The sequence below is a fragment of the Actinosynnema sp. NPDC049800 genome (genome assembly GCF_040656635.1).
In the GTDB taxonomy this organism is placed as follows: Bacteria; Actinomycetota; Actinomycetes; order Mycobacteriales; family Pseudonocardiaceae; genus Actinosynnema.
This window is the reverse complement of record NZ_JBFAMT010000001.1, coordinates 508,793-529,815: the sequence shown is the minus strand read 5'-3', so window position 1 is coordinate 529,815 and position 21,023 is coordinate 508,793. Positions and strand designations below refer to the sequence as shown.

The following is a 21,023-nucleotide window of genomic DNA, read 5'->3' as shown; positions in this document are numbered from 1 at the left end:
TGCGGATCTCCGCAAACACACCACTCCTCACCCGTTTGTGGGTAGGCTCCACTCGGCCGCGCCAGCGGCCACCACGCACGGTGAAGGGTATCGGGGCGCCGTCCTACCACGGCTCCCCGGTCGTCTCGTATTGAAACGGATACCTCTCGCGCCGTGTTCAGGTCTTCGCTTTGAGTGATGTACCCGTGAGCTGGCTTGGGGGTCAGACGCATGGCGTTTGTTCAATACGAGGAAGCGTTCGATTTGCTGCAAGGTCGCCTGGCGGAAATCTCCGCGGGCTGTGGCCAACTGGTCGTGGTGCGCGGTGGTCCCGCGAGCGGCAAGACGAAACTTCTTCACGAATTCGCGGGCTTGGTGACGGCCGGCGGTGCGACCTTTCTCGGCGCCAGCGGCTCCCGCGACGAGACCGGCCTGCCGGCCGGGGTGCTCGACCAGTTGTTCCACAGCGCCGGCCTGCCCAACGGCGTCGCCGAACGGGTGTGGGACCGGCTCTCCTCGTCCGCCGACGAGGCGCAGACCGCCCGGGAGATCTGCGCGATCATCCTGGACCTGGCCAAGGACCGGCCGCTGGTCATCGGGGTGGACGACGTCCAGTACGCCGACCCCCAGTCCCGCCGCCTCCTGCTGTACCTGCAGCGGCGGCTCGGCTGGGCGCGCATCCTGCTCGTGGTCACCGAGTGGGACCGGTCGCAGCCGACCGACCTGCTGTTCGGCTCGGAGATCACCCGCCGCCCGCACCACCGGCTCCACCTCGCCCGGTTGACCAAGCTCGGCGTGGCCGAACTGGTCGAGCGGTCCGTCGTGGACCCGGCCGCGGCCGGCAGGCTCGCGCCGGAGGTCCACCGGCTCAGCGGCGGCAACGCGATGCTGGTGCAGGCGCTGCTGGAGGACTACCTCAACAGCGGCGACGCCGAGCGGTGCGAGCCGGTCGTCGGCCCGGCGTTCCGCCGCGCCGTGCTGTCGTGCCTGCACCGCTGGGACAACCAGACGCTGGACGTGGCCCGCGCGGTCGCGGTGCTGGGCGACCTCAGCCAGCCGACCGAGCTCTCGCTGCTGACCGGGGTGGACGTCAAGGACGTCGAACAGGTCCTCGCCATCCTCACCGAGGCGGGGATCCTCACGGCGGGCCGGTCACGGCATCCCGCGGTCCGGGACGCCCTCCTGGGCGGCATGTCGGCCTGCGAGCGCGCGACCGCGCACCTGGACGTCGCCGAGATGCTGCACCGCCGCGGCGCCTCCGCGATGGACGTCGCCGACCACATCATCTCGGCCGGGTGCGTCCCGGACGGCTGGGGCGTCGGCCTGCTGCGCGCCGCCGCCGAGCAGGCCCTGGCCACCGACCGCGTGCAGCTGGCCCTGCGCTGCCTCAAGCTCGCGCTCACCGCGTGCGCCGACGAGCCGACCCGACTGACGATCACGGCCATGCTCGCGCGCGCCTCGTGGCGGTTGAACCCGTCCGCCGCCGCGCCGTACGTGCCCGCTCTGCGCACGGCGTTGCGGGAGGGCAAGCTCTCCGGCCGTGACGCCGTCGTCCTCATCCGCTGCGCGCTGTGGAACGGCGACGAGGAGGAGATCGCGGACGTCCTCCGCGCGGCGCACGACAGCGCGGCGCTGTCCGAACCCCTGATCGAGGCCGAGCTGCGACTGGCCCACCACCTGATCTACGGGTCGGGGCGCAACCACTTCCCCCCGTCCGACCGGCCCGCGGCGGGCGACCCGTGGTCGCAGGCGGTGGCCGCGGTCGAGACGGTGTGGACCCAGGGCGCCAACGACGCCGCGTCGTCGAGCGCCGAGCAGATCGTGCGCAGCTACTGCCTCGGTGACAACACGCTCGGCATCGTGTCGTCGGCGCTGCTCGCGCTCGCCTACGGCAACCGGCTCGACAAGGCCACCGAGTGGTGCGACTCGCTGGTGGACGAGGCGACCCGGCGCGGCGCGACCACGTGGCTGGCGGTGTTCAGCAACATCCGGGCCGAGGTCGCGCTGCGCTGCGGCGACCTGTCGGCGGCCAAGTCCAACGCCGAGACCGCGTTGCGGGTCCTGCCGCCGCAGAACTGGGGCATGGTCGTCGGCTACCCGGTCTCGGTCCTGGTGAGCGCGCTGACCAGGACCGGCAGACACCAGGAAGCCGCCGAGGTGCTGAACTCGGTCGTGGTGCCCGAGTCGATGTTCGCCACCCTGGGCGGGCTGCGGTACCTCCAGGCGCGCGGGCACCACCTGCTCGCCACCGACCGGGCGCTCGCCGCGATCCGGGACTTCCGCGACGCGGGCGCGCAGGCGGAGAAGTGGGGCCTGGACGTGCCGGCGCTCGTGTCGTGGCGCAGCGACGTCGCCGAGGCCAGCCTGAAGCTCAAGCGGGTGTCCGAGGCGCGCGACCTGCTCAGCCAGCAGCTCGAACCGGGCCGGTGCGTGGACCTGCGCACCAAGGGCATCTCGCTGCGGCTGCTCGCCCTGGCCACCGAGCCCGCGCACCGGCCGGCCCTGCTCAAGCAGGCCATCAACGCCCTGCACGGCTCGGGCGACCGGTACGAGCTGGCCAAGGCGCTCTCCGACCTGAGCGCGGTGCAGAAGCACCTGGGGGAGGCCGAGCTGTCGCGCCAGACAGCCAGCCGCGCGGAGCAGGTCGCCAAGGCCTGCCGGGGCGTCACGCCCACGGGCTCGGTGAGCGCCGCGTCACGGCAGCGCACCGCGCCGCACCCGACGACGCCGGTCATGCACGCCCCGGACGCCCGGCCGGTCACCCTCACGCCTCGGGCGGACGAGGGCGCGCCGGTGCTGAGCAACGCCGAGCAGCGGGTCGCGATGCTCGCGGCGAGAGGTCACTCGAACCGCGAGATCGCCCGCACGCTCTACATCACGGTCAGCACGGTCGAACAGCACCTGACCCGCGTGTACCGCAAGCTCAACGCCAACAACCGGGGCGACCTGGCCTCCGTCCTCACGGGACAGGGCGTGTCGTAACCCGCGGTCGTGCATGGGGTTCCCGGTGGGGCGTGGCGTGTTCACCACGCCCCACCGCGGCCGTCACGGCGTGGGCGAAGCACCGACGTGGGCGTGGTGGAAGCGGTCCGCCGCGGCCAGCAGGTCCGCGGTCCACCGGGCCAGGATGCGGTGGCCCGCCTCGGCCGAGGCCGTCGTCGGGTCGCCCAGCACGCCGTTCGCGGTGACGGGTCGCAGCCCTCGTTCGCGCAGCACGCCCATCAGCTCAGGCAACGGGCGGGTGTCGCCGCGTTCCAACCGGTCCAGCCGCACGGCTTCCGGGCGCACCGCGAGCATCACCGACGTCTCGGTGTGCCCGGCGTGGCTGTCGCGCGGCGGACCCGTCGGCGACCAGACCGCGACCGACCGCCCTTCCGCGACCGCCGTCGCGACCGCCCGGCTCAGCGGCTCGGCGTTGCCACCGTGACCGGACACCAGCAGCACCCCGGCGAACACGTCGGCCGACCGCACCAGCTCAAGCACCAGCGCCCGCACCACGTGGTGCCCGATCGACAGCGTGCCCGGGAACCCGGCGTGCTCCCCGCTCGACCCGTAGGGCACGGCGGGCGCCAGCACGGCCCACGGCCGTGCCGCGGCCACCCGCTCGGCCAGGCACGCCGCCACCTCGGTGTCCACCGTGCCGGGCAGGTGCGGCCCGTGCTGCTCGGTCGAGCCGATCGGCACCACCAGCACGCTGCGGGGCGCGAGATCCGCCACCTCGGGCCACGTGAGATCGCCGAGCGCGGTCACGACGGCGGCAGCTTGCCGGGCCAGTCGACGAGTTCGGGCAGCAGCGGCTGGACGGTCCGGTGCTTCACGCACCCCCACCACACCCCGCAGCCGTACGCCAGGTCGTCGACGACGCGGAGCCCCAGGAACCGCGCCGGGTCGAGCTCGACCTGGCTGTCCCGCCACTCCACGAGGTGCCGCGCGAGCGAGGCGGCCAGCAGCCGCCGTCCCCGCTTCGACAGCGCCATCAGCGGCATCGCCACCGGTCCGTACACCCTGGTGATCGCGTCGGCGGCCTGCGTGCCCGCGCCGAGGTGGCCCTGGAGCGCGAGCCGCAGCGAGTCCACCTCGGGCACCTCGTACCGCTTCAGCTTGCGCGGCAACAGCGCCGCCGTGCCCAGCGCCACGCCCGCGCCCGCAACCGGCAGGCCCACCGCGGCCAACGCCCAGGCCAGCGCGCTCCACGGCGACATCTTCACCGGCGTCACGGCGGGACCGTGCCGCAGCCCCAGCGGGGCCGCGCCCGTGCCGTAGTCGAACCGCTGGCGCAACCACTTCCGCCAGGTCGATCGCGGCTCGTGCGCCACCGTGGACGCCGGTTCGTAGCGCACCAGGTGCCCGGCGGCCACCATTCGCCACACCAGGTCCACGTCCTCGCCGAAGCGCAGGCTCTCGTCGAAGCCGCCCATCTCGCGCAGCACCGACGTGCGCATGACGATCGCGGCGCTGGGCATGTAGCTGATCCGCGCGCCGGGGCGCACCGGACCCGGCGCGGTGCCGAGGTCGAGCGGTGAGCGCACCAGTTCGTACCGGGCCAGCGTCGAGTCGCCCGGCAGGCTGCGCACCCGCGGCGCGACCAGGGCCACCTCGGGGTCGGCGAAGTGCGGCAGCACGGCGTCCAGCCAACCGGGGTCCGGGTGCACGTCGGCGTCGAGGAACGCCACCAGCTCGGTGCGCACGAGCGCCGCGCCGGCGTTGCGGGCCGCCGCCGGACCGCGCGCGACCGGGTGCCGCAGCGCCGCGCCGGGCACCCTCCGCGCCGACCCGTCGTCGACGACGATCGAGGCGGCGACGCCGTCCACGGTGCGCAGCTCGCCGGGCTGGTCGCGCACCGGTGTCACGGCGGTGACGTCCGCGGTCGTCAGGCCGACCTTGTAGACCGGGTGCACCATCCCCGCGCGCACCAGCCGCTGGGCCAACGCCCGCCGGGCCGGGTCGTCGCCGACCGGCTCGCCGTCGAGCCACGACCGGACCACCTTCGCGCCGGTCGCCGACAGGCGCATCACCCGGTACGGCGACCCGCCGAGGACCACGCGACCACCGGCCAACGTCCGGGTGCCCCCGTCGAGGCGGAGCCACAACTCGCTCATGCGGTAAACCCTCCATCGGCGTGCAGCACGGTTCCGGTGACGGCCGAGGACTGCGGGCCGCACAGCCAGCTCACCGCGGCGGCGACCTCGTCCGGGTCGAGCAGCCGCTCGACGAGCTGGTGCCCGGCGAACTCGGACACGTCCGCCAGCCCGTACAGCGCGGCGCTCGCGGTCAGCATGTCCGTCGTGGTCGAGCCGGGGGAGACGGCGGTGGCCGTGACGCCCGTGCCGCGCAGGTCGGTCGCCAGCCCGCGGACCAGGCCGACCACGGCGTGCTTGGCGGCGTTGTACCCGGCGAGGTGCCACAACCCGCGGTGCGCGGCGGCGGAGGCCAGGGCGACGAACCGCCCCGAGCGCGGCGTCGGCGCCCGCAGCAGGGCGGGCACGGCGGCCCTGGCCAGGTTCAGCACGCCGCGCACCCCGCTGTCGAACAAGGCGTCCCACTGCTCGTCGGTGGTCTCCCACAGGGGCGTGCCGCCGACCATCACCGCCGCACCGGCCACCGCCGCGTCCAGCCGGCCGAACTCCCGTTCCGCCAGGGCGACCGCTCCGTCCACACCGGACTGATCGCGCACGTCCGCGACGACGTCGAGCACCTGGCCGGGCCACCGCGCCGCCAGCTCCGCCAACTGCTCGCGCGTGCCCAACGGGTACGGCACGCCGGGCAGGTCGCCGGGGACGTCGACCGCGACGACCCGCCAGCCCTGCTCGGCGAGCTGGCCGACGACGGCCGCGCCGATGCCGCGCGCGGCTCCGGTGACCACGGCGACGCGCGGCGTCACGGCAGGTACCCGTGCTCGCGCAGGAACGCCAGCAGCTCGTCGGCCGCGGCCTGCGGCGTCCCGGGCGTGACGACGCGCGAGCGGACCTTCGGACCGGTCGGCCCGGACAGCGCCAGGATGCGCTCGTGGTGCGACGCGGTGCTCGCCGCCGGGAGCACGCGGGGCCGCGGTCGGTAGGGGCGCACGGACGTGACCGTCACCCGGTGGTCCGCGCGGACACCCGGCGACACCACCGGGATCACGGCCTGCCGGGCGGCGAGCACCGCGGGCAGCGCGCCGCGCCGCAGCCGCACCGCGCCGGGCTCCACCGAGCACACGGCGGGGAACCCGATGCGCAGCCGCTCGCGCCGGCCGCCGTCGAGCCGCCGCACGCCGTGCAGCTCACCGTCCCGCAGGTCCAGTTCGCACAGGCCCAACGCCTGCCGCGCGCCGAGCAACCCGGCGAGGAACGCGGGGGTGGTCCCGGTGCCGCGGTCCGCCGAGCGGTCCCCGCACAGCACGACGTCCGGCACACCGGGTCCGGCGCGCAGCCCGGCCAGCAGCGCCGCCGCGGTCCGGCTGCCGTCGTCGGTGTGGTCGTCCTCCGCCGGGTGGTCCACCCGCAGCACCTCGTCCACGCCGACTTCGAGGGCCAGTCGCAGCACGTCGTCCGCCCCGGGCGGACCGAGCGTCACCGCGACGGCACGGGTGCCGGGCAGCGCGGAGGCCAGGCGCACGGCGTGTTCGAGCGCGCAGCGGTCGGCCTCGGCGAGCCCGCCGGTGCGCGGGTTGCGCCGGACCCGCCCGGTGAGCGGGTCGACCGAGGTGTGCGTCTCGGTCCGGCGCAGGGCGGCGACGACGAGCACCGGCCTCACCCCTTCGTGAAGACGACGCCCTGGCCGCCGTCGGGATAGGTCCAGGTGATCGCACCCGGCTGGTCGCACAGCAGGTAGCACGTGCCGCACTCGAAGCAGTGCTCGTAGTTGAAGAGGATGCCGCCGTCCGCCATGGGCACGAACAGGTCGGCGGGGCACGCGTGCACGCACACCTGGGAGGTGCACGACGCGCAGACCGAGGTGTCCACCGTGATGTGCGCCCGCTCGCCGACGTGGAACTCCACAGTGGACAGCACGTCGTCGAACGCCCGCTCGGCGTAGCTCATCCGAACCCCCGCATCCCGGTCACGGCGTCGCGCACCAGGTGGCGCAGCCGCACCCCGTTGTCCTTCGCGCTGCGGCGCAGCAGCCCGCGCAGCCCCGGCTTGGGCCGGGGGTTGTCGACCTGGAACACCGACTGCGCCAGGTCGCACAGCAGCCCCGGGTACTGGCGCTGCACCCGTTCCGACATCACCAGGCCCGGGATGTCGCGCAGCTTGCGGTGGTCGGCGAGCACGAACGAGCGCTCCAACGCCTTGCGGTACCCCGCCAGGCCGCGCTTCGAGGTGTCGCCCTCGTCCAGCGCCGCCACCGCGCTGCGCCCGGCCTGCGCGCCCGAGCCCAGGGCGAAGTTCACGCCCTCCAGCCAGATCCCGGCCGCCAGGCACAACCCGGCCGCGTCGCCCGCGAGCAGCAGCCCGTCGTCGGCCAGTCGTGGCAGGTGGCGGTAGCCGCCCTCCGGGATGAGGTGCGCCGAGTACTCGACCACCTCGCCGCCCGCGATCAGCGGCGCGATCGCCGGGTGCCGCTTGAGGTCGGCGAGCAGGGCCTCCGGCCGGGTGCGCGCGGCGGCCAGGCCGGGCAGCGCGAGCACGACGCCCAGCGAGACCGACTCCCGCTGGGTGTAGAGGAAACCGCCGCCGGGCACGTCGCCCGTGCAGCCGAGCATCTCGATGTCCGCGCCTTCGTCGCCGCGCAACGCGAACCGCTGGTCGATCACGTCGCGCGGCAGGGCGATGGTCTCCTTCACCCCGAGCATGGTGTGCTCCGCCTGGCGGGAGGCGTCGAACAGGCCGGCCTCCTTGGCCAGGAACGAGTTCACGCCGTCGCACGCGATCACGACCCCGGCGCGCAGGTCGCCGTCCGGTCGGTCCGTGCGGACGCCGGCCACCGCGCCGTCCGGCCCGCGCAGCAGCCCGGTCGCCACGGTGGCGGGCACGAGGACCGCGCCCGCCTCGACCGCGAGCCCGGCGAGCCACGGGTCCAGGTCGGCCCGGTGCACGGTCGCGCCGTTGTGGGGCGGCCGGCCCCAGTCCTGCGTGCGGAAGTCGACGGTGAGCGCGCGTTCCTCGGTCATGACCATGGTGGAGCGGCGGGTGACCCAGCGCTCCACCGGCATGTGCTCCCACCAGTTCGGCACCAGGTCGTCCAGCACGCGGCCGTAGACCACGCCGCCGTAGACGTTCTTCGAGCCGGGGAACGGGCCGCGCTCGACCAAGGCGACCGAGCGACCGGACCGGGCGACCTCCAGCGCCGCCGCCGATCCCGCCGGCCCGGCGCCGACCACCACCACGTCGAACTCGCTCATACGCCCAACCTCGCGGCCAACTCGGAGAGCACCGCGGGCGCGTCGGCCACGATGCCGAGGTGCGCCATCGCGGTCATGGGGCAGGACGGGTCGGTGTTCACGCTCACCACGTGCGCCGGGCTGCCGAGCCCGCTGGTGTGCTGCACCGCGCCGGACACGCCGAACGCCACGTACAGCTCGGGGTTCACCACGACGCCGGTGGTGCCGATCTGCCGTTCGGCGCCCGCCCAGTCGGCGTCGGTGACCGCCCGGGTTGCGCCCGCGGACGCGCCGAGCGCCGCGGCCACCCGTGCCATCACGTCGACGGCCCGCGCGTCGCCCAGCCCGACGCCCGCGCCGAATATCCGGGGCGCCTCGGCCAGGTCGGCGGTGGCGGGGTCGGGCGCCAGGACCTCGACCGACGTCGCGTCCTCGGCGTCGCGGTCGTCGGCTGCCGCCTCGACCAGGTTGGGCGTGCCGTCGACCGCGTGGACGCCGCGCACGCCGGGCAGCAGCGTCGCGACGAACGGCCCGTCCACGGCGAGCTCGACACTCACCCGACCGTCCCACCGCACCACTTCCGCACCACCGTCCGACACCCGCACCGCACCGGGCAGGAGGGGACGGCCCAGTTCGGCGGCGAGCCGGGGCGCGAGGTCGCGACCGTCCGGCGAGCCCGGCAGGATCACGCAGTGGTGCCCTGCCAGCGCCCGCACGAGCCCACGCGCCCACCGACCTGGTGCGAACGCCCCGGCCTCGACGAGCGTGCCGAACGCCAACGCCCCGAGCGCTTTCGCCGCCACCCGCGTGCCGGTGCCGACGATCAACGCCACCCCACCGGCCTCGGCAACCGCCTCGTCCGCGCCCAACGGCACCACCCCGTCACGAACCGGGACGACCGCGACGCGCTTGCCCACGCCTTCACCGGCTTGTCGCACCACTTCGGTCTGGCCGCCGGTCTGCTGCGCCCTCGCCGCCTTGCCGCCCGCCTGCGAGGTTCCCTCTGCTTTGCCGCGCGACTGCTCCGCCACTTCAGCCCGACCACCGACATCCGCCTCAACCGGATCTCCCGGGCGCGGAGCCGACCCACCGACCGCGGCGCTCACAGGGCTGCCGCCGTCCGGTGGCCTTCGGCGACCGCCGAGTCCGCGCGCCGCGGCGTCAGGCAGTCACCCACCCGGTGCACCTCGAACGGCGCGTCCCGCAGTTCCTGCCACAGCCCGTTCTCCGGGTCCTGGTGCACCGCGCACACCACCCAGTCGTAGCGCTGCTGCACCGTCACCCCGGTGGTGTGCTTGTGCAGGTCGACCAGCACACCGCCGTCCTCCGCCGGCCACGCGCCGGTCACCACCTCGTCGGTCGACTGGGCGATCCCCTTGGCGTGCGCGCGGATCGTGAACATCTCCAGGTCCAGCGTCAGCCCGAGGTCCTGGCCGACCACCATGCCGGGCGTGCTGATCCGCACCGAGGCCCGCCGGTCGGCCAGCAGCTCGGCCACCGAAGTCGCCTGGTGGAACCCCAGCTCGTCCACCACCAGCACCTCGCCGAACGGCGCCGCCCGCCCCTCCAGGACATCCCGCACGTCCACCACCCGTTCCAGCTCACCGGCCCACCACGGGCGCTTCGGCCGCGCACCGGTGGCCAGCACGACCACGTCCGGCGCCTGCGCCCGCAACCACCCCGCGTCGACGCTCACGCCCGTCCGCAGGTCCACCCCGGACCGCCCGCACTCCGCGAGCAGCCCGCGCACCAGCTCACCCAGCTCCACCCGGCTCGGCACGGTCGCCGCCAGCGCCACCTGACCACCCACCTGCGCGGCACGTTCCAGCAGCGTCACGTCGTGTCCGCGCCCCGCGGCCGTCGCCGCGGCCTTCAACCCCGCCGGCCCACCACCCACCACGAACACCCGCCGGCCACGTCGGCGCGGCGTCGGCAGCACGACGGTCTCCCGCCCGGCACGCGGGTTCACCACGCAGCCCAGCCAACGCCCCAACCCGACCCGACCGACGCACTCCTGGTTGCACGACAGGCACGCGTTGACGTCACCCGCCCGCCCCGCGCGCGCCTTCGCGGCGAACTCGGGGTCCGCGATCTGCCCGCGCACCACGCCGACGAGGTCGCACTGGCCCTCCGCGAGCGCGCGCTCGGCCTGCGCCGGGTCCTTGATCCGACCCGAGCCGATCACGGGCAGGCGGACGGCCTCGCGGATCGCGCTCGCGATGTGCAGCGCGTACCCCGGCGGGAACGCCATCGACGCCTCGATCATGAACAGGGTGGACGTCGCCACGCCGATCGAGGTGTTGAGGTAGTCCACCGCGCCGGTCGCCTCGACCATCCGCGCGACCTCGACGGCGTCCTCGATCCTCGTGCCGTTCTCGATCAGCTCGTCGCCGCACAGCCGCACGCCCAGCGCCCGGTCCGGTCCGATCGCCTCCCGGACCGCCTCGACGATCTCCAGCAGGATGCGGGCGCGGTTGCGCGCCGAGCCGCCGTAGCCGTCGGTGCGCAGGTTCGTCACGGGCGACAGGAAGCCGCGCACGATCGAGGAGTGCGAGCACTGCAGCTCCACGCCGTCGAAGCCGCCCTCCACGCAGTGCGCGGCCACGGTGCGGTAGCCGGCCACCACCTCGGCGATCTCGCCGTGGTCCATCGCCTTGGGCACCTCGCGGAACAGCGGGTCGGGCACCGCTGATGGCGCCCACACCGGCAGCCGCGAGTACATCGAGGACGCCTGGCCGCCGTTGTGGTTGAGCTGCGCGAAGATCGGCACGCCGTGCGCGTGCACCGCGTCGGTGATCCGCCGGTAGCCCGCGATCGCCTCGCGCCGGAAGCCGTGCACCAGCTTCTCGTACGGCCAGTCCGTGACGTGGGTGGAGTGCTCCTCGGTGATGACCAGGCCCGCGCCGCCGGCCGCACGTGCGGCGTAGTACTCCGCGTGCGCCTCGCTGGGCAGGCCGTGACGCGCCTGGTTGGTCAGGTGCGCGGCGAACACGATCCGGTTGGGCACGACGACCGGGCCGAGCCGGACGGGGGAGAACAGGTACCGGTAGCGCGACACGTCACACCCGCCCGAGCACGCGAGGGGACGTGGCCAACGACAGTGCGGCACGTCGGCCTTCGAGGACGGCCTGGTACGCGGTGCGCGGCGCGACGCAGTCACCCGCCGAAGCCAGCCCGGTCGGCGTCGGGCTGGGCAGCCGGTGCCCGCAGTGCACCACCACCGAACAGTCCACACCGGACTCGACACCGGTGATGACGTGCACCAACTCCGCGCGCCCGTCGAGCACCCGGCGCAGTGCCGCGCGCTTGAGCAGCCGCACGCCCGCCACCTGCAACCGGGTGTTGGCCGCGGCCAGGTCGCCGGTGATGGCGAGCTGCGTGCCGATCACCGGGTCCTGGGTGACGATGGCGGTGTCCCGACCGGCCGCGGCCAGCAGTTCCGCCGTGCCCGCGCCGGTCCAGTCGCCGACGGGGTCCACCACCAGCACCGGCCCGGCCGGCACGAGGTCGTCCACCTGCGCGCCCGCGGCGAGTCCCGCGAGCAGGTCGCGCGTCTCGATCACGGGCCCGTCCGACGTGTACGCCCGCGGTCCGGCCACCGACCCGGTGGTCAGCAGCACGGAGGCCGCGGGGTCGAGGTCGGCGAGGTCGACCCGGGTCCCGGTCTCCACCCGCACGCCGAGCCGCCGCACCTCCCGCTCCAGCCAGGACACCAACTCCGCGAGCCGCGCCCGCCCGGCGAGCCGCGCCGCGACCAGCAACGTCCCCCCGAGCACGTCCTCCTGCTCCACCAACCGCACGGACCGCCCCCGCAACGCCAACACCCGCGCCGCCTCCAACCCGGCGGGCCCACCACCGACCACCAACACCTCGTCCAACACCGAGCCCGAGCCCGCGCCGATACCCGCACCCGCGCCAAAACCCGCGCCGGCGTCCGACATCGCACCAACACCCACGCCGGCGTCCGAACCGCCGCCGGAACCAGCGCCTGCGCCCGAATCCGCGTCCCAGCCCGTACCCGGCCAAGGCAGGTCCACCGGCGGCTCTTCCACCTCGTACCCGCTGCCCGGGTCGCCCAGGCAGCTCACCCGGGGGTTGCGGCTGTCGCGCACCCGGCAGAACTGGTTGCACAGCACGCAAGGCCGGATGCGCTCCGGCGTCCCCGCCCGCACCAGCGACACCAAGCGCGGCTCGGCGATCTGCGCCCGCGTCATCTCCACCAGGTCCGCCGTGCCGTCCTCGACCGCCGCACGCGCCGCACCCGGGTCGACCACGCTGCCCTGCCACACGACGGCCGCCCGCCCCGACACCGCCTCGCGGACCGCCCGGCACAGCCCCGCGTTGAACCCCGGCTCGGTGTGCGAGTCGGGCCGCGTCGCGGACACGTTCATCGCCGACCCGCGCACCGGCACCACGTAGTCGACCACGTCGGCGAACCCGGCGAACGACGAGACCGCGTGCTCCGGCGTGATCCCCGCCCACGGCGCCAGTTCGTCGCACGACAGCCGCAGCCCCAGCACCCGCCCGTCGCCCACCTCGCCCCGCACCGCCGCCAGCACCTCGACCAGCAGCGCCGTCCGGTCCTCGCCGTAGCGGTCACCGCGCAGGTTGGTCAGCCCGGAGAGGAACTGCCGAAGCACGGAGTACTGCCCGGCGTCGACCTCCACCCCGTCCACGTCGCACGCCACCGCCGAGGCCGCCGCCGCCGCGAACCCCGCCACGAGCGCCGCGATCTCACGCTCCTCCAGCTCGGCCGGCAGCTCACGGCTCACCACGTCGGCCACCCGCGACGGCGCCCACAACGCCCGCTGCCCGTACGCCGAGCTGCCCTGCGAGCCCGCGTGCCCCAACCCCGCCAGCACCAGCGCGCCGTGCGGGCGGCACGCCGCGACCACCGCGCGCCACCCGTCGGCGCACGACGCCGCCAGCGGCGCGCGTTCGTAGGGCCAGTCCGAGTCGTGCACGCTCGCCGTCTCGGTGACGATCAGCCCGGCCCCGCCCGCGGCCCGCCGCTCGTAGTACGCGACGTGCCGCTCGGACAGCGCGCGCCCGTCACCCAGGTTGGTCTCGTGCGGCCCGAACAGCACCCGGCTCGGCGCCGTCCGCCCGGCCAGCACGACCGGACCGGTCAACGCGGTCATCGCGGCACTTCGAACCCGCTCAGCGGATTCGGGTCGCACGGGCGCAAGGCCGGCGCGGGGACGACGGCGGGCGGCCCGAAGGTCAGCTGCAGCGGCAGCGCCTTGCGCCGCGAGTGGTCGACGTCCGACCGCGGCGCCGCGCCGACCGTGGCCAGCGCCCGTTCGCCGTGCCCGCGCACGCACTCCGGGTCGGGCCCGTCCAGCGGCAGGCCGGTGAAGAACTTCGCCGCCATGCACCCGCCCTGGCACGAGTCGAACGCCGAGCACGACGAGCACGCGCCGCCGTCGGAGGGCTCCCGCAGCCGGGCGAACAGGTCCGACCCGCGCCACACCCCGGTGAAGCCGCCCGGCTCGCGCACGTTGCCCGCCAGGAACTCCCGGTGGATCGCGAACGGGCACGCGTAGACGTCGCCCACCGGGTCGACCAGGCACACCACCCGGCCGGCGCCGCACAGGTTGAGCCCCGGCAACGGCGCCGAGCCCAGCGCGTTGAGGTGGAAGAACGAGTCGCCGGTGAGCACCCGGTCGCCGTTGGCCGACAGCCACTCGTACAGCCGCAGCTGCTGCTCGGCGGTCGGGTGCAGCTCGTCCCACACGTCGGCGCCGCGACCGGACGGGCGCAGCCGGGTGATCCGCAGCTGCGCGCCGTGCTCCTCGGCGATGGCGGCAAAGTCGTCCAGCTGGCCGACGTTCTGCCGGGTCATCACCACGCTGATCTTGAAGTCGCGGAAGCCCTCGTCGCGCAGGTTCGCCATCGCCCGCAGCGCCGTGGCGTACGAGCCGGGTCCGCGCACCACGTCGTTGACCTCGGCGGTCGCGCCGTCCAACGAGATCTGCACGTCGACGTAGTCGGACGCGGCCAGCGCGCGGGCCCGGGCGCGGTCGATCCGCACGCCGTTGGTGGAGAACTTCACGCCCACCTGGTGGTCCACCGCGTAGTCGACCAGTTCCCAGAAGTCGGGGCGCACGGTCGGCTCGCCGCCGCCGATGTTGACGTAGAAGACCTGCATGCGCTGGAACTCGTCGATCAGCGCCTTGCACTCCTGGGTGCTCAGCTCGCGCGGGTCGCGCCTGCCCGAGGACGACAGGCAGTGCACGCACGCCAGGTTGCAGGCGTAGGTCAGCTCCCAGGTCAGGCAGATCGGGGCGTCCAGACCCAGCTTGAAGTGCTCGGACAGCTTCATCGCGCGCCTTTCAGCGAGGTGGCCGGCCCTACGGGCGCGGTTCGATCGTGCCCGCCTCGGCGAGCCGGGCGAGGGCCGCCAGGTACGTGCGGTGCTCCTCGGGCAGCACCTCGGCGGCCACGAGCGCGGCGGCGGCGGAGGGCTGGTGCTCCAGCGAGCGCACCACCTCGACCAGCTTGGTGGACTTGAGGAACGACAGCCGACGGGTGCCGAAGTGGTAGGCGAGCGCGCCGAACGGCTCCGGGCGCAGCGCGAGCGCGGGCGAGCAGCGGTAGGGCCGGTCCGGGTCGAATTCCATCCGGTCGACCTAGTAGACGCCGCACATGCCGTCGATCGACACGTCCTCGACGAGCAAGTCGGCCTCCACCAACGCGTTGTCGGCGTCGTTCTGCGGAATCGAGGTGTCCTGGGTGCCGCTCATGCCGTGCTCCTCGGATCGGCTGCTCAAACCGGTTCAGTGGACGACTGTAACCAGGGGTCGTGGGAGTGCCTAGCCCCTAGTCCCCTTACCCGACAGGGGATTGCGGACGAGTTCGGAACACCGGGCCGCTAGGGGGTCGAATGTCTTCCCCGGGCGGCGGGGGACCGGTAGACAGTTGGCGGGTGTCAATGCTCCGACGGGTGTTCGCGAGTTCCGACGCGGAACACCGGAACCGGTGATCGCGGCATCCGTCGACGAATTGTTCGTTCACAGCGATGGCAGGAGGCCGCACAATGGGCCGCGTTGAAGACAAGGTCGTGCTGATCACGGGCGCGGCGCGTGGGCAGGGTCGCAGCCACGCGGTGCGGCTCGCCGAGGAGGGCGCCGACATCATCGCCCTCGACCTCTGCGAGGACCTCCCGGGTATCGACTACCCGATGGCCTCGGAGGAGGACCTGGAGGAGACCGCCCGCCTGATCGAGAAGGCCGGGCGCCGGGCGTTCACCGCGAAGGTCGACGTGCGGGACCGCGCCGCGCTGCAGCAGGCGATCGACGCCGGCGTGGCGGAGCTCGGCAAGCTGGACGTGGTGATCCCGAACGCGGGCATCGCCCAGCTCGGCCCGGGCCGCCCGCTCACCACGTTCACCCAGATCGTCGACATCAACCTGACGGGTGTGCTCAACACCGTGCACTCGTCGCTGTCCTACCTGCAGCCCGGCTCGTCGGTCATCATCGTCGGCTCCGCGGTCGGCCTGATGCCGGGCCACGGCGACCCCGGCCCGATGGGCCCCGGCGGCGCGGCGTACTCGGTCGCCAAGCAGACCCTGGTGCTCTACACCAACATCCTCGCCACCCAGCTGGCGCCGATGAGCATCCGGATCAACGCGGTGCACCCGTCCAACGTCAACACCGCGATGATGCACAACCCGTCGATGTACAAGATCTTCCGGCCGGACCTGGAGGAGCCCACCCCGGAGGAGGGCGTGCAGGGCTTCTTCGCGTTCCACGCCATGCCGATCCCGTTCGTGGAGCCGGAGGACGTCTCGCACGCGGTGCTGTACCTGGCCTCGGACGAGTCGCGCTACACCACCGGCACGCACCTGAAGATCGACGCCGGCGCCCTGGTCAAGCAAGGCAAGTGAAGTAAGTCCCGAGCCCGGTGGCGGATGGCCGTGAAGCCATCCGCCACCGGGTTTCGGCGCCTTGTCGGAATGCGATTCGCAGGGCGTGCTCCCGAGGTGCTCTCGAATTTGCGGAATGATGTCCGGTGAATTGCCGGGCTGATGGGCGATGAATTTTCGGCACCACCCCTACCCGGCTGATCCGTGCATTGTTCGGGGTGGTCGACGCGGTGTGTCACTGCTTCAGGGGTTCCATTCCCGATCAGGGTGTCGGCCGCGCGGGCGGCCGACTTGGCGTCGTCGATGCCCAGGGCCCGAAGGTCGAGGGCCGTTTGTTCCGTCCTCTTTGGACTGTGTGCGCGAACCCGGGCGGCTCGGCGTGGTCGATCTTCGAGGGCCGCGGCCGGCCGGCTTTGACACGAACCTGTCCGGTGCTCCGTGTTGACGCTGTGCGAAGGCCGGTCCTAGCCTCGGTGTGAGAGCGTTCTCACACCCTGTCGGCCACCCACTCCCGTTGGGGAGGTCCTGTGCTGAACACCGTGGTTCACGCATCCCTGCTCCTGTCCTTTGTGGTCTTGGCACCCGCATCGCCCGCCACCCCACCGGATCCGGTCACCGCGCCACCGCCGGCGACCGCCGCCTGCGACAGCTACTGCGACGACCGCGACCCCGCCCTGCCGCCCAGCGCGCACCGGTCGCCGTCCCGGCCGTCCGCCGGTTCCCGGTCGATCGCCCTCGGACCGGTCTGCAACCTCCACTGCGACGGCCGCGACCCCGCCCTCTCGGCGGGGGAGCGCGTCGCCCAGTCCGTGCCCGTCGGCACCCGCCGGGTCGCGCTGCACTTCGACAGCAGCGAGACCATGGGCTGGGCGGTGATCTCCGGTGGCGGCCAGGGCGACGCGGTCTGGCTCGACCGCTCCTACGACGCGGGGGTCACCTGGCAGCCCAAGCTCGGCTCGACCACGACACCGGCCGGCTACGGCGGCTGGCGCACGTCCATGCACAACGTGGACGACTGGGCGAACCTCGGCGTCGGGCTGCTGCGGGCCTGCGGCCAGCCGGCCGGGTCGTCGTCGATCGCCTGCACGAGCTGGTACCGCACGACGTGGAACGCCGGGAACCGCGGCACCGCGGCGGCCACCGCCCTGATGCAGCGCTACAACCTGAGCACCGGCCTGTTCGACACCACCGGCTGGTGGAACGCCGCCAACGCGCTCAACGCGATCATCGACAACGCGCGGGTCAGCGGCATGGGCAGCTACCGCTACGCCATCGCGCGGACCTACGACCTCAACCGGAACGCCTGGGCGGGCAACTTCATCAACGAGTACAACGACGACGTCGCGTGGTGGGGCCTGGCGTGGATCGCCGCCTACGACCTGACCGGCGACCGCCGCTACCTCGACACCGCCCGCGCCGGCGCCGACCACGTCCACCGGTACTGGGACCAGACCTGCGGCGGAGGCATCTGGTGGACGTCCAGTCGGACCTACAAGAACGCCATCGCCAACTCGCTGTACGTCCAGCTCAACGCCGCGCTGCACAACCGGTTGCCCGGTGAGACGACCTACGTGCAGCGCGCCCGGGACGGCTGGAGGTGGTTCGAGAACAGCGGGATGATCAACGGTTCGAACCTGGTCAACGACGGGCTCGTCACGTCGACGTGCCGCAACAACGGCCAGACCCCGTGGAGCTACAACCAGGGCGTGCCGCCGGCCGCGTTGACCGAGCTGCACCGCGCCACCGGCGACCAGGCGTACCTCGCCAGGGCACGCGCGCTGGCCGACGCCTCGACGACCAGCACCGCGCTCAACCCCGGCGGGATCGTGTTCGACAACGGCGGCGGCGGTGACGTCCCGTCGTTCAAGGGCGCCTTCGTGCGCGGGCTCGGTCAGCTGAACCGGGCGTTGCCGGACCGCCCGTACACCGCCTACCTCAAGAGGCAGGCGGACACCGCCCACGCGCGCGACCGGTCCAGCAGCGACTCCTACGACCAGCCGTGGGCCGGGCCGTTCCAGCGCAGCGACGCGGCACGCCAGCACAGCGCGGTGGACCTGATGAACGCCGCGAGCTGACCGTTCCCGCTCCCGCGGACCCGCCGGGAGGCGCGCCACCACGCGCCTGCCGGCGGCGTCCTGCGCCGTGCGCCAGGCCGGGGTCCGGGATCACCTGAGACGGCCTGGGCGTGCGCCGGGCGAAGGTAGCAACCCGCAGCACCGAACCGACGATCGGCCTGCGGCTGAATGCCGGTACTTTCGCCATCCTTCGACGTACTTTCGTAATTCTTGAACAGTCTTTCGTTGACTCTGTACAAAAGTCGCCTTACCGTCGCCTGGCCCGATGTGACCTGCCTAACACGCCGGCTCCCAGGGCTCCCTGCCCGAACCCCCTTGCCGAGTCGAGTCCCCTGCTCACCGGCTTAGTTCAAGGGAGAACCGCCGATGTCGTTCCCCGCCCGTCGCATCCGGTGGCTGCGCGCCGCCGGTTCCCTCACCTCGATCGCCCTCGTCACGGCCGCGTCCCTGTCGGTCTCCTCGCCCGCGCACGCCGCCGCGCCTCCACCCCAAGAGCCCGGGGTGACGCTCAGGGTCTTCGACCTGCAAACCGAGCTCGCCCGGCTGTGCACCCTCAAGACCGGCCAGACGCCGAACGTCGACAAGCTGATGCCGTCGGTCAACTGGACCACCACCGGGGACTTCGGCCTCGCCGACCGCTTCCTGACCGAGGTGACCGGCAACGTCTCCGTCACCACCGCGGGCACCTACGGCTTCCGCCTCACCAGCGACGACGGCTCCCGGCTGCGGATCGACAACGCGGTGGTGGTCGACCACGACGGGCTGCACGGCAGCGAGTCGAAGAGCGGCTCGGTCCAGCTCGGGGTCGGCTACCACTCCCTGCGCGTCGACCACTTCGACAACGGGGGCGGCCAGCAGCTCACCCTGGAGTGGCAGCCGCCGGGCGCGACCGGGTTCAGCGTCGTGCCGAACTCCGCGCTCAGCACCGACGCGGGCGTGGTCCGGGTGACCGCGCCGGGCCGCAAGGAGTGCGAGGGCAGCGGCGACGCACCGGGCGACGGCCTGCCGCTGACCGGCGTGCACCCCGCCTACTCCCTGACCAACCTGCGCCCGAGCGGGTTCGAGCCGCAGGTCAGCGGCATGGACTGGCTGCCGGACGGCCGGCTGGCCATCGCCACCTGGGGCGGCTCGAACACCAAGCTGGGCGAGGTGCACCTGATCAGCGGTGTCACCGGCACCACCGACCCGACGAAGGTGCGCACGCAGCGGATCGCCTCCGGGCTCCAGGAACCGATGGGGCTTAAGTACGTCGACGGCAAGCTGTACGTGTCGGAGAAGGCCGGGCTCACCGAGCTTAACGACACCAACGGCGACGGGGTCACCGACAACTACCGCCGCGTCGCGACCTGGCCGTTCGGCGGCAACTTCCACGAGTTCGCGTTCGGGATGCTGTACCGGGACGGCGCGTTCTACCTGAACCTGTCGGTCGCGATCAACTACGGCGGCGCCACGACCGACCCCCAGCCCGCGGCCAACCGCGGCACCACGATCAAGGTGGACAAGGCCACCGGCGCCATCTCCTACCTCGCCGGCGGCCTGCGCACGCCGCACGGCATCGGGTGGGGCCCCGACGGCGACGTCTTCGTCACCGACAACCAGGGCGGCTGGCTGCCGTCGTCGAAGCTGGTGCACGTCAAGCAGGACCGGTTCTTCAACCACTACACCAACCCGGTCGGCCCGTTCGACAACCGCGCGATCACCGCGCCGGTGCTGTGGCTGCCGCAGAACGAGATCGCGAACTCGCCGAGCAACCCGGTGCAGCTGACCACGGGACCGTTCGCCGGGCAGCTGGTCTTCGGCGACGTGACCTACGGCGGCCTGCAACGCGGCTTCCTGGAGAAGGTCGGCGGCGAGTACCAGGGCGCGGTGTTCCGCATGACGCAAGGGCTCGAATCCGGCGTGAACCGGATCAGCCTCGGCCCCGACGGCGCGATCTACACCGGCGGCATCGGCGCGGGCGGCAACTGGGGCCAGGCGGGCAAGCTGAACTTCGGCCTGCAGAAGCTGACGCCCAACGGCGCGGAGGCGTTCGACGTCGTGGCCATGCGGGCGGTCCAGGGCGGCTTCGAGCTGGAGTACACCCAACCGCTGTCCGCCCAGACGGTGCAGGACCTCGCGACCAAGTACAAGGCGACGCAGTGGCGCTACCTGCCGACGTCGACCTACGGCGGACCGAAGATCGGCCAGCAGGCGTTGACCGTGCAGTCGGCGACGCCCTCCGCGGACCGCAAGAAGGTCACCGTCATGCTCTCCGGCCTGCAGCACGGGCACGTGGTGCACCTGCGCTCGCCCCGACCGTTCTCCTCCGAGTCCGGCAAAGCGTTGTGGAGCACGGAAGCCTGGTACACCCTCAACGTCAAGCCGGGCACCACCGCCCGCACCGGGCCGGTCAAGGGCCTCGCCGCGAAGTGCGCGGACATCAGCAACGCGGGCACGGCCGACGGCACGAAGGTCCAGCTGTGGACGTGCAACGGCACGGTCGCGCAGCAGTGGACGGTGGGCCTTGACGGGACCCTCCGCGCGCTCGGCAAGTGCCTGGACGTGCAGCAGGGCGGCTCGGCGAACGGGACCGTCACCCAGCTCTGGACGTGCAACGGGACGGGCGCGCAGCAGTGGGTCGCGCAGCCCGACGGCTCGTTGCGCAACCCGAGGTCGGGGCGCTGCCTCGACGTGGCGGGCAACAACTCCGCCGATGGCACCGCGCTGCACATCTGGGACTGCCTCGACGTCGGCAACCAGAAGTGGGTCCTCCCCTGATCGCGGGATCCGCGGGTTCGCCGGTCGCCCCGCCGGCCGGCGA

General features: G+C 73.3%; 16 protein-coding genes. 4 read left to right on the top strand and 12 right to left on the bottom strand.

Features of this window, described 5'->3' with window-relative positions; genetic code table 11:
* Nucleotides 1-210 precede the first annotated feature (210 nt).
* Nucleotides 211-2,961, top strand: a complete 2,751-nt coding sequence (locus tag AB0I91_RS02440; RefSeq protein WP_498776809.1) for a helix-turn-helix transcriptional regulator — start codon at nucleotides 211-213, stop codon at nucleotides 2,959-2,961.
* 63 nt (nucleotides 2,962-3,024) lie between these two features.
* Here AB0I91_RS02440 and mftE read toward each other — a convergent pair whose 3' ends face one another.
* From mftE to mftA, 12 genes are all read right to left on the bottom strand, one after another.
* A complete protein-coding gene (mftE, locus tag AB0I91_RS02435; protein WP_499634869.1) occupies nucleotides 3,025-3,729 on the bottom strand; it encodes a mycofactocin biosynthesis peptidyl-dipeptidase MftE in 705 nt (234 codons plus the stop codon).
* A complete protein-coding gene (gene mftF / locus AB0I91_RS02430; protein ID WP_498776813.1) occupies nucleotides 3,726-5,078 on the bottom strand; it encodes a mycofactocin biosynthesis glycosyltransferase MftF in 1,353 nt (450 codons plus the stop codon). Before mftF ends, mftE begins: the two co-directional genes overlap by 4 nt.
* A complete protein-coding gene (locus AB0I91_RS02425; RefSeq protein ID WP_498776815.1) occupies nucleotides 5,075-5,860 on the bottom strand; it encodes a mycofactocin-coupled SDR family oxidoreductase in 786 nt (261 codons plus the stop codon). The genes mftF and AB0I91_RS02425 overlap by 4 nt, the downstream gene beginning before the upstream one ends.
* On the bottom strand, nucleotides 5,857-6,705 hold the full coding sequence (locus AB0I91_RS02420; protein ID WP_499634866.1) for a mycofactocin-associated electron transfer flavoprotein beta subunit: 849 nt from the start codon (nucleotides 6,703-6,705) through the stop codon (nucleotides 5,857-5,859). Before AB0I91_RS02420 ends, AB0I91_RS02425 begins: the two co-directional genes overlap by 4 nt.
* Nucleotides 6,706-6,710: 5 nt before the next feature.
* Nucleotides 6,711-7,001 carry a ferredoxin family protein gene (locus tag AB0I91_RS02415; RefSeq protein ID WP_498776819.1) on the bottom strand — a complete coding sequence of 97 codons (291 nt, stop codon included), beginning with the start codon at nucleotides 6,999-7,001 and terminating at the stop codon, nucleotides 6,711-6,713.
* A complete protein-coding gene (locus tag AB0I91_RS02410; RefSeq protein WP_498776821.1) occupies nucleotides 6,998-8,302 on the bottom strand; it encodes an FAD-dependent oxidoreductase in 1,305 nt (434 codons plus the stop codon). The genes AB0I91_RS02415 and AB0I91_RS02410 overlap by 4 nt, the downstream gene beginning before the upstream one ends.
* Nucleotides 8,299-9,312, bottom strand: coding sequence for a mycofactocin-associated electron transfer flavoprotein alpha subunit (locus tag AB0I91_RS02405; RefSeq protein WP_499634863.1), 1,014 nt, complete (start codon nucleotides 9,310-9,312; stop codon nucleotides 8,299-8,301). Before AB0I91_RS02405 ends, AB0I91_RS02410 begins: the two co-directional genes overlap by 4 nt.
* A gap of 71 nt (nucleotides 9,313-9,383) precedes the next feature.
* Complete coding sequence (locus tag AB0I91_RS02400; RefSeq protein WP_499634860.1) at nucleotides 9,384-11,339, bottom strand: mycofactocin system FadH/OYE family oxidoreductase 2; 1,956 nt, start codon at nucleotides 11,337-11,339, stop codon at nucleotides 9,384-9,386.
* Nucleotide 11,340: 1 nt separating this feature from the next.
* Entirely contained in the window at nucleotides 11,341-13,422 is a 2,082-nt protein-coding gene (locus AB0I91_RS02395; protein WP_499634857.1) for an oxidoreductase, read from the bottom strand.
* The gene (gene mftC, locus AB0I91_RS02390; RefSeq protein WP_499634854.1) at nucleotides 13,419-14,606 is read right to left on the bottom strand and encodes a mycofactocin radical SAM maturase; all 1,188 of its coding nucleotides are present in this window, start codon (nucleotides 14,604-14,606) and stop codon (nucleotides 13,419-13,421) included. Before mftC ends, AB0I91_RS02395 begins: the two co-directional genes overlap by 4 nt.
* A 28-nt stretch (nucleotides 14,607-14,634) precedes the next feature.
* Nucleotides 14,635-14,904 (bottom strand): mycofactocin biosynthesis chaperone MftB, encoded by a 270-nt coding sequence (gene mftB / locus AB0I91_RS02385; RefSeq protein WP_498776831.1) that lies wholly within the window; start codon nucleotides 14,902-14,904, stop codon nucleotides 14,635-14,637.
* A 9-nt stretch (nucleotides 14,905-14,913) separates the two neighbouring features.
* Nucleotides 14,914-15,027, bottom strand: coding sequence for a mycofactocin precursor MftA (gene mftA, locus AB0I91_RS02380; RefSeq protein ID WP_230567598.1), 114 nt, complete (start codon nucleotides 15,025-15,027; stop codon nucleotides 14,914-14,916).
* A gap of 293 nt (nucleotides 15,028-15,320) precedes the next feature.
* Here mftA and AB0I91_RS02375 point away from each other — a divergent pair, with 293 nt between their 5' ends.
* The 3 genes from AB0I91_RS02375 to AB0I91_RS02365 all read left to right on the top strand — a co-directional run bounded on the left by AB0I91_RS02375 (nucleotide 15,321) and on the right by AB0I91_RS02365 (nucleotide 20,980).
* On the top strand, nucleotides 15,321-16,169 hold the full coding sequence (locus AB0I91_RS02375) for a mycofactocin-coupled SDR family oxidoreductase (protein ID WP_498776834.1): 849 nt from the start codon (nucleotides 15,321-15,323) through the stop codon (nucleotides 16,167-16,169).
* A gap of 554 nt (nucleotides 16,170-16,723) precedes the next feature.
* A complete protein-coding gene (locus AB0I91_RS02370; RefSeq protein ID WP_499634851.1) occupies nucleotides 16,724-18,223 on the top strand; it encodes a glycoside hydrolase family 76 protein in 1,500 nt (499 codons plus the stop codon).
* Nucleotides 18,224-18,589: 366 nt separating this feature from the next.
* Complete coding sequence (locus AB0I91_RS02365; protein WP_499634848.1) at nucleotides 18,590-20,980, top strand: ricin-type beta-trefoil lectin domain protein; 2,391 nt, start codon at nucleotides 18,590-18,592, stop codon at nucleotides 20,978-20,980.
* Nucleotides 20,981-21,023 lie beyond the last annotated feature (43 nt).

Coding starts and splice junctions, on each gene's coding strand:
- AB0I91_RS02440 (WP_498776809.1), top strand. CDS start 211: ATGGCGTTTGTTCAATACGAGGAAGCGTTCGATTTGCTGCAAGGTCGC.
- mftF (WP_498776813.1), bottom strand. CDS start 5,078: ATGAGCGAGTTGTGGCTCCGCCTCGACGGGGGCACCCGGACGTTGGCC.
- AB0I91_RS02415 (WP_498776819.1), bottom strand. CDS start 7,001: ATGAGCTACGCCGAGCGGGCGTTCGACGACGTGCTGTCCACTGTGGAG.
- AB0I91_RS02410 (WP_498776821.1), bottom strand. CDS start 8,302: ATGAGCGAGTTCGACGTGGTGGTGGTCGGCGCCGGGCCGGCGGGATCG.
- AB0I91_RS02395 (WP_499634857.1), bottom strand. CDS start 13,422: ATGACCGCGTTGACCGGTCCGGTCGTGCTGGCCGGGCGGACGGCGCCG.
- mftC (WP_499634854.1), bottom strand. CDS start 14,606: ATGAAGCTGTCCGAGCACTTCAAGCTGGGTCTGGACGCCCCGATCTGC.
- mftB (WP_498776831.1), bottom strand. CDS start 14,904: ATGGAATTCGACCCGGACCGGCCCTACCGCTGCTCGCCCGCGCTCGCG.
- mftA (WP_230567598.1), bottom strand. CDS start 15,027: ATGAGCGGCACCCAGGACACCTCGATTCCGCAGAACGACGCCGACAAC.
- AB0I91_RS02375 (WP_498776834.1), top strand. CDS start 15,321: ATGGGCCGCGTTGAAGACAAGGTCGTGCTGATCACGGGCGCGGCGCGT.
- AB0I91_RS02365 (WP_499634848.1), top strand. CDS start 18,590: ATGTCGTTCCCCGCCCGTCGCATCCGGTGGCTGCGCGCCGCCGGTTCC.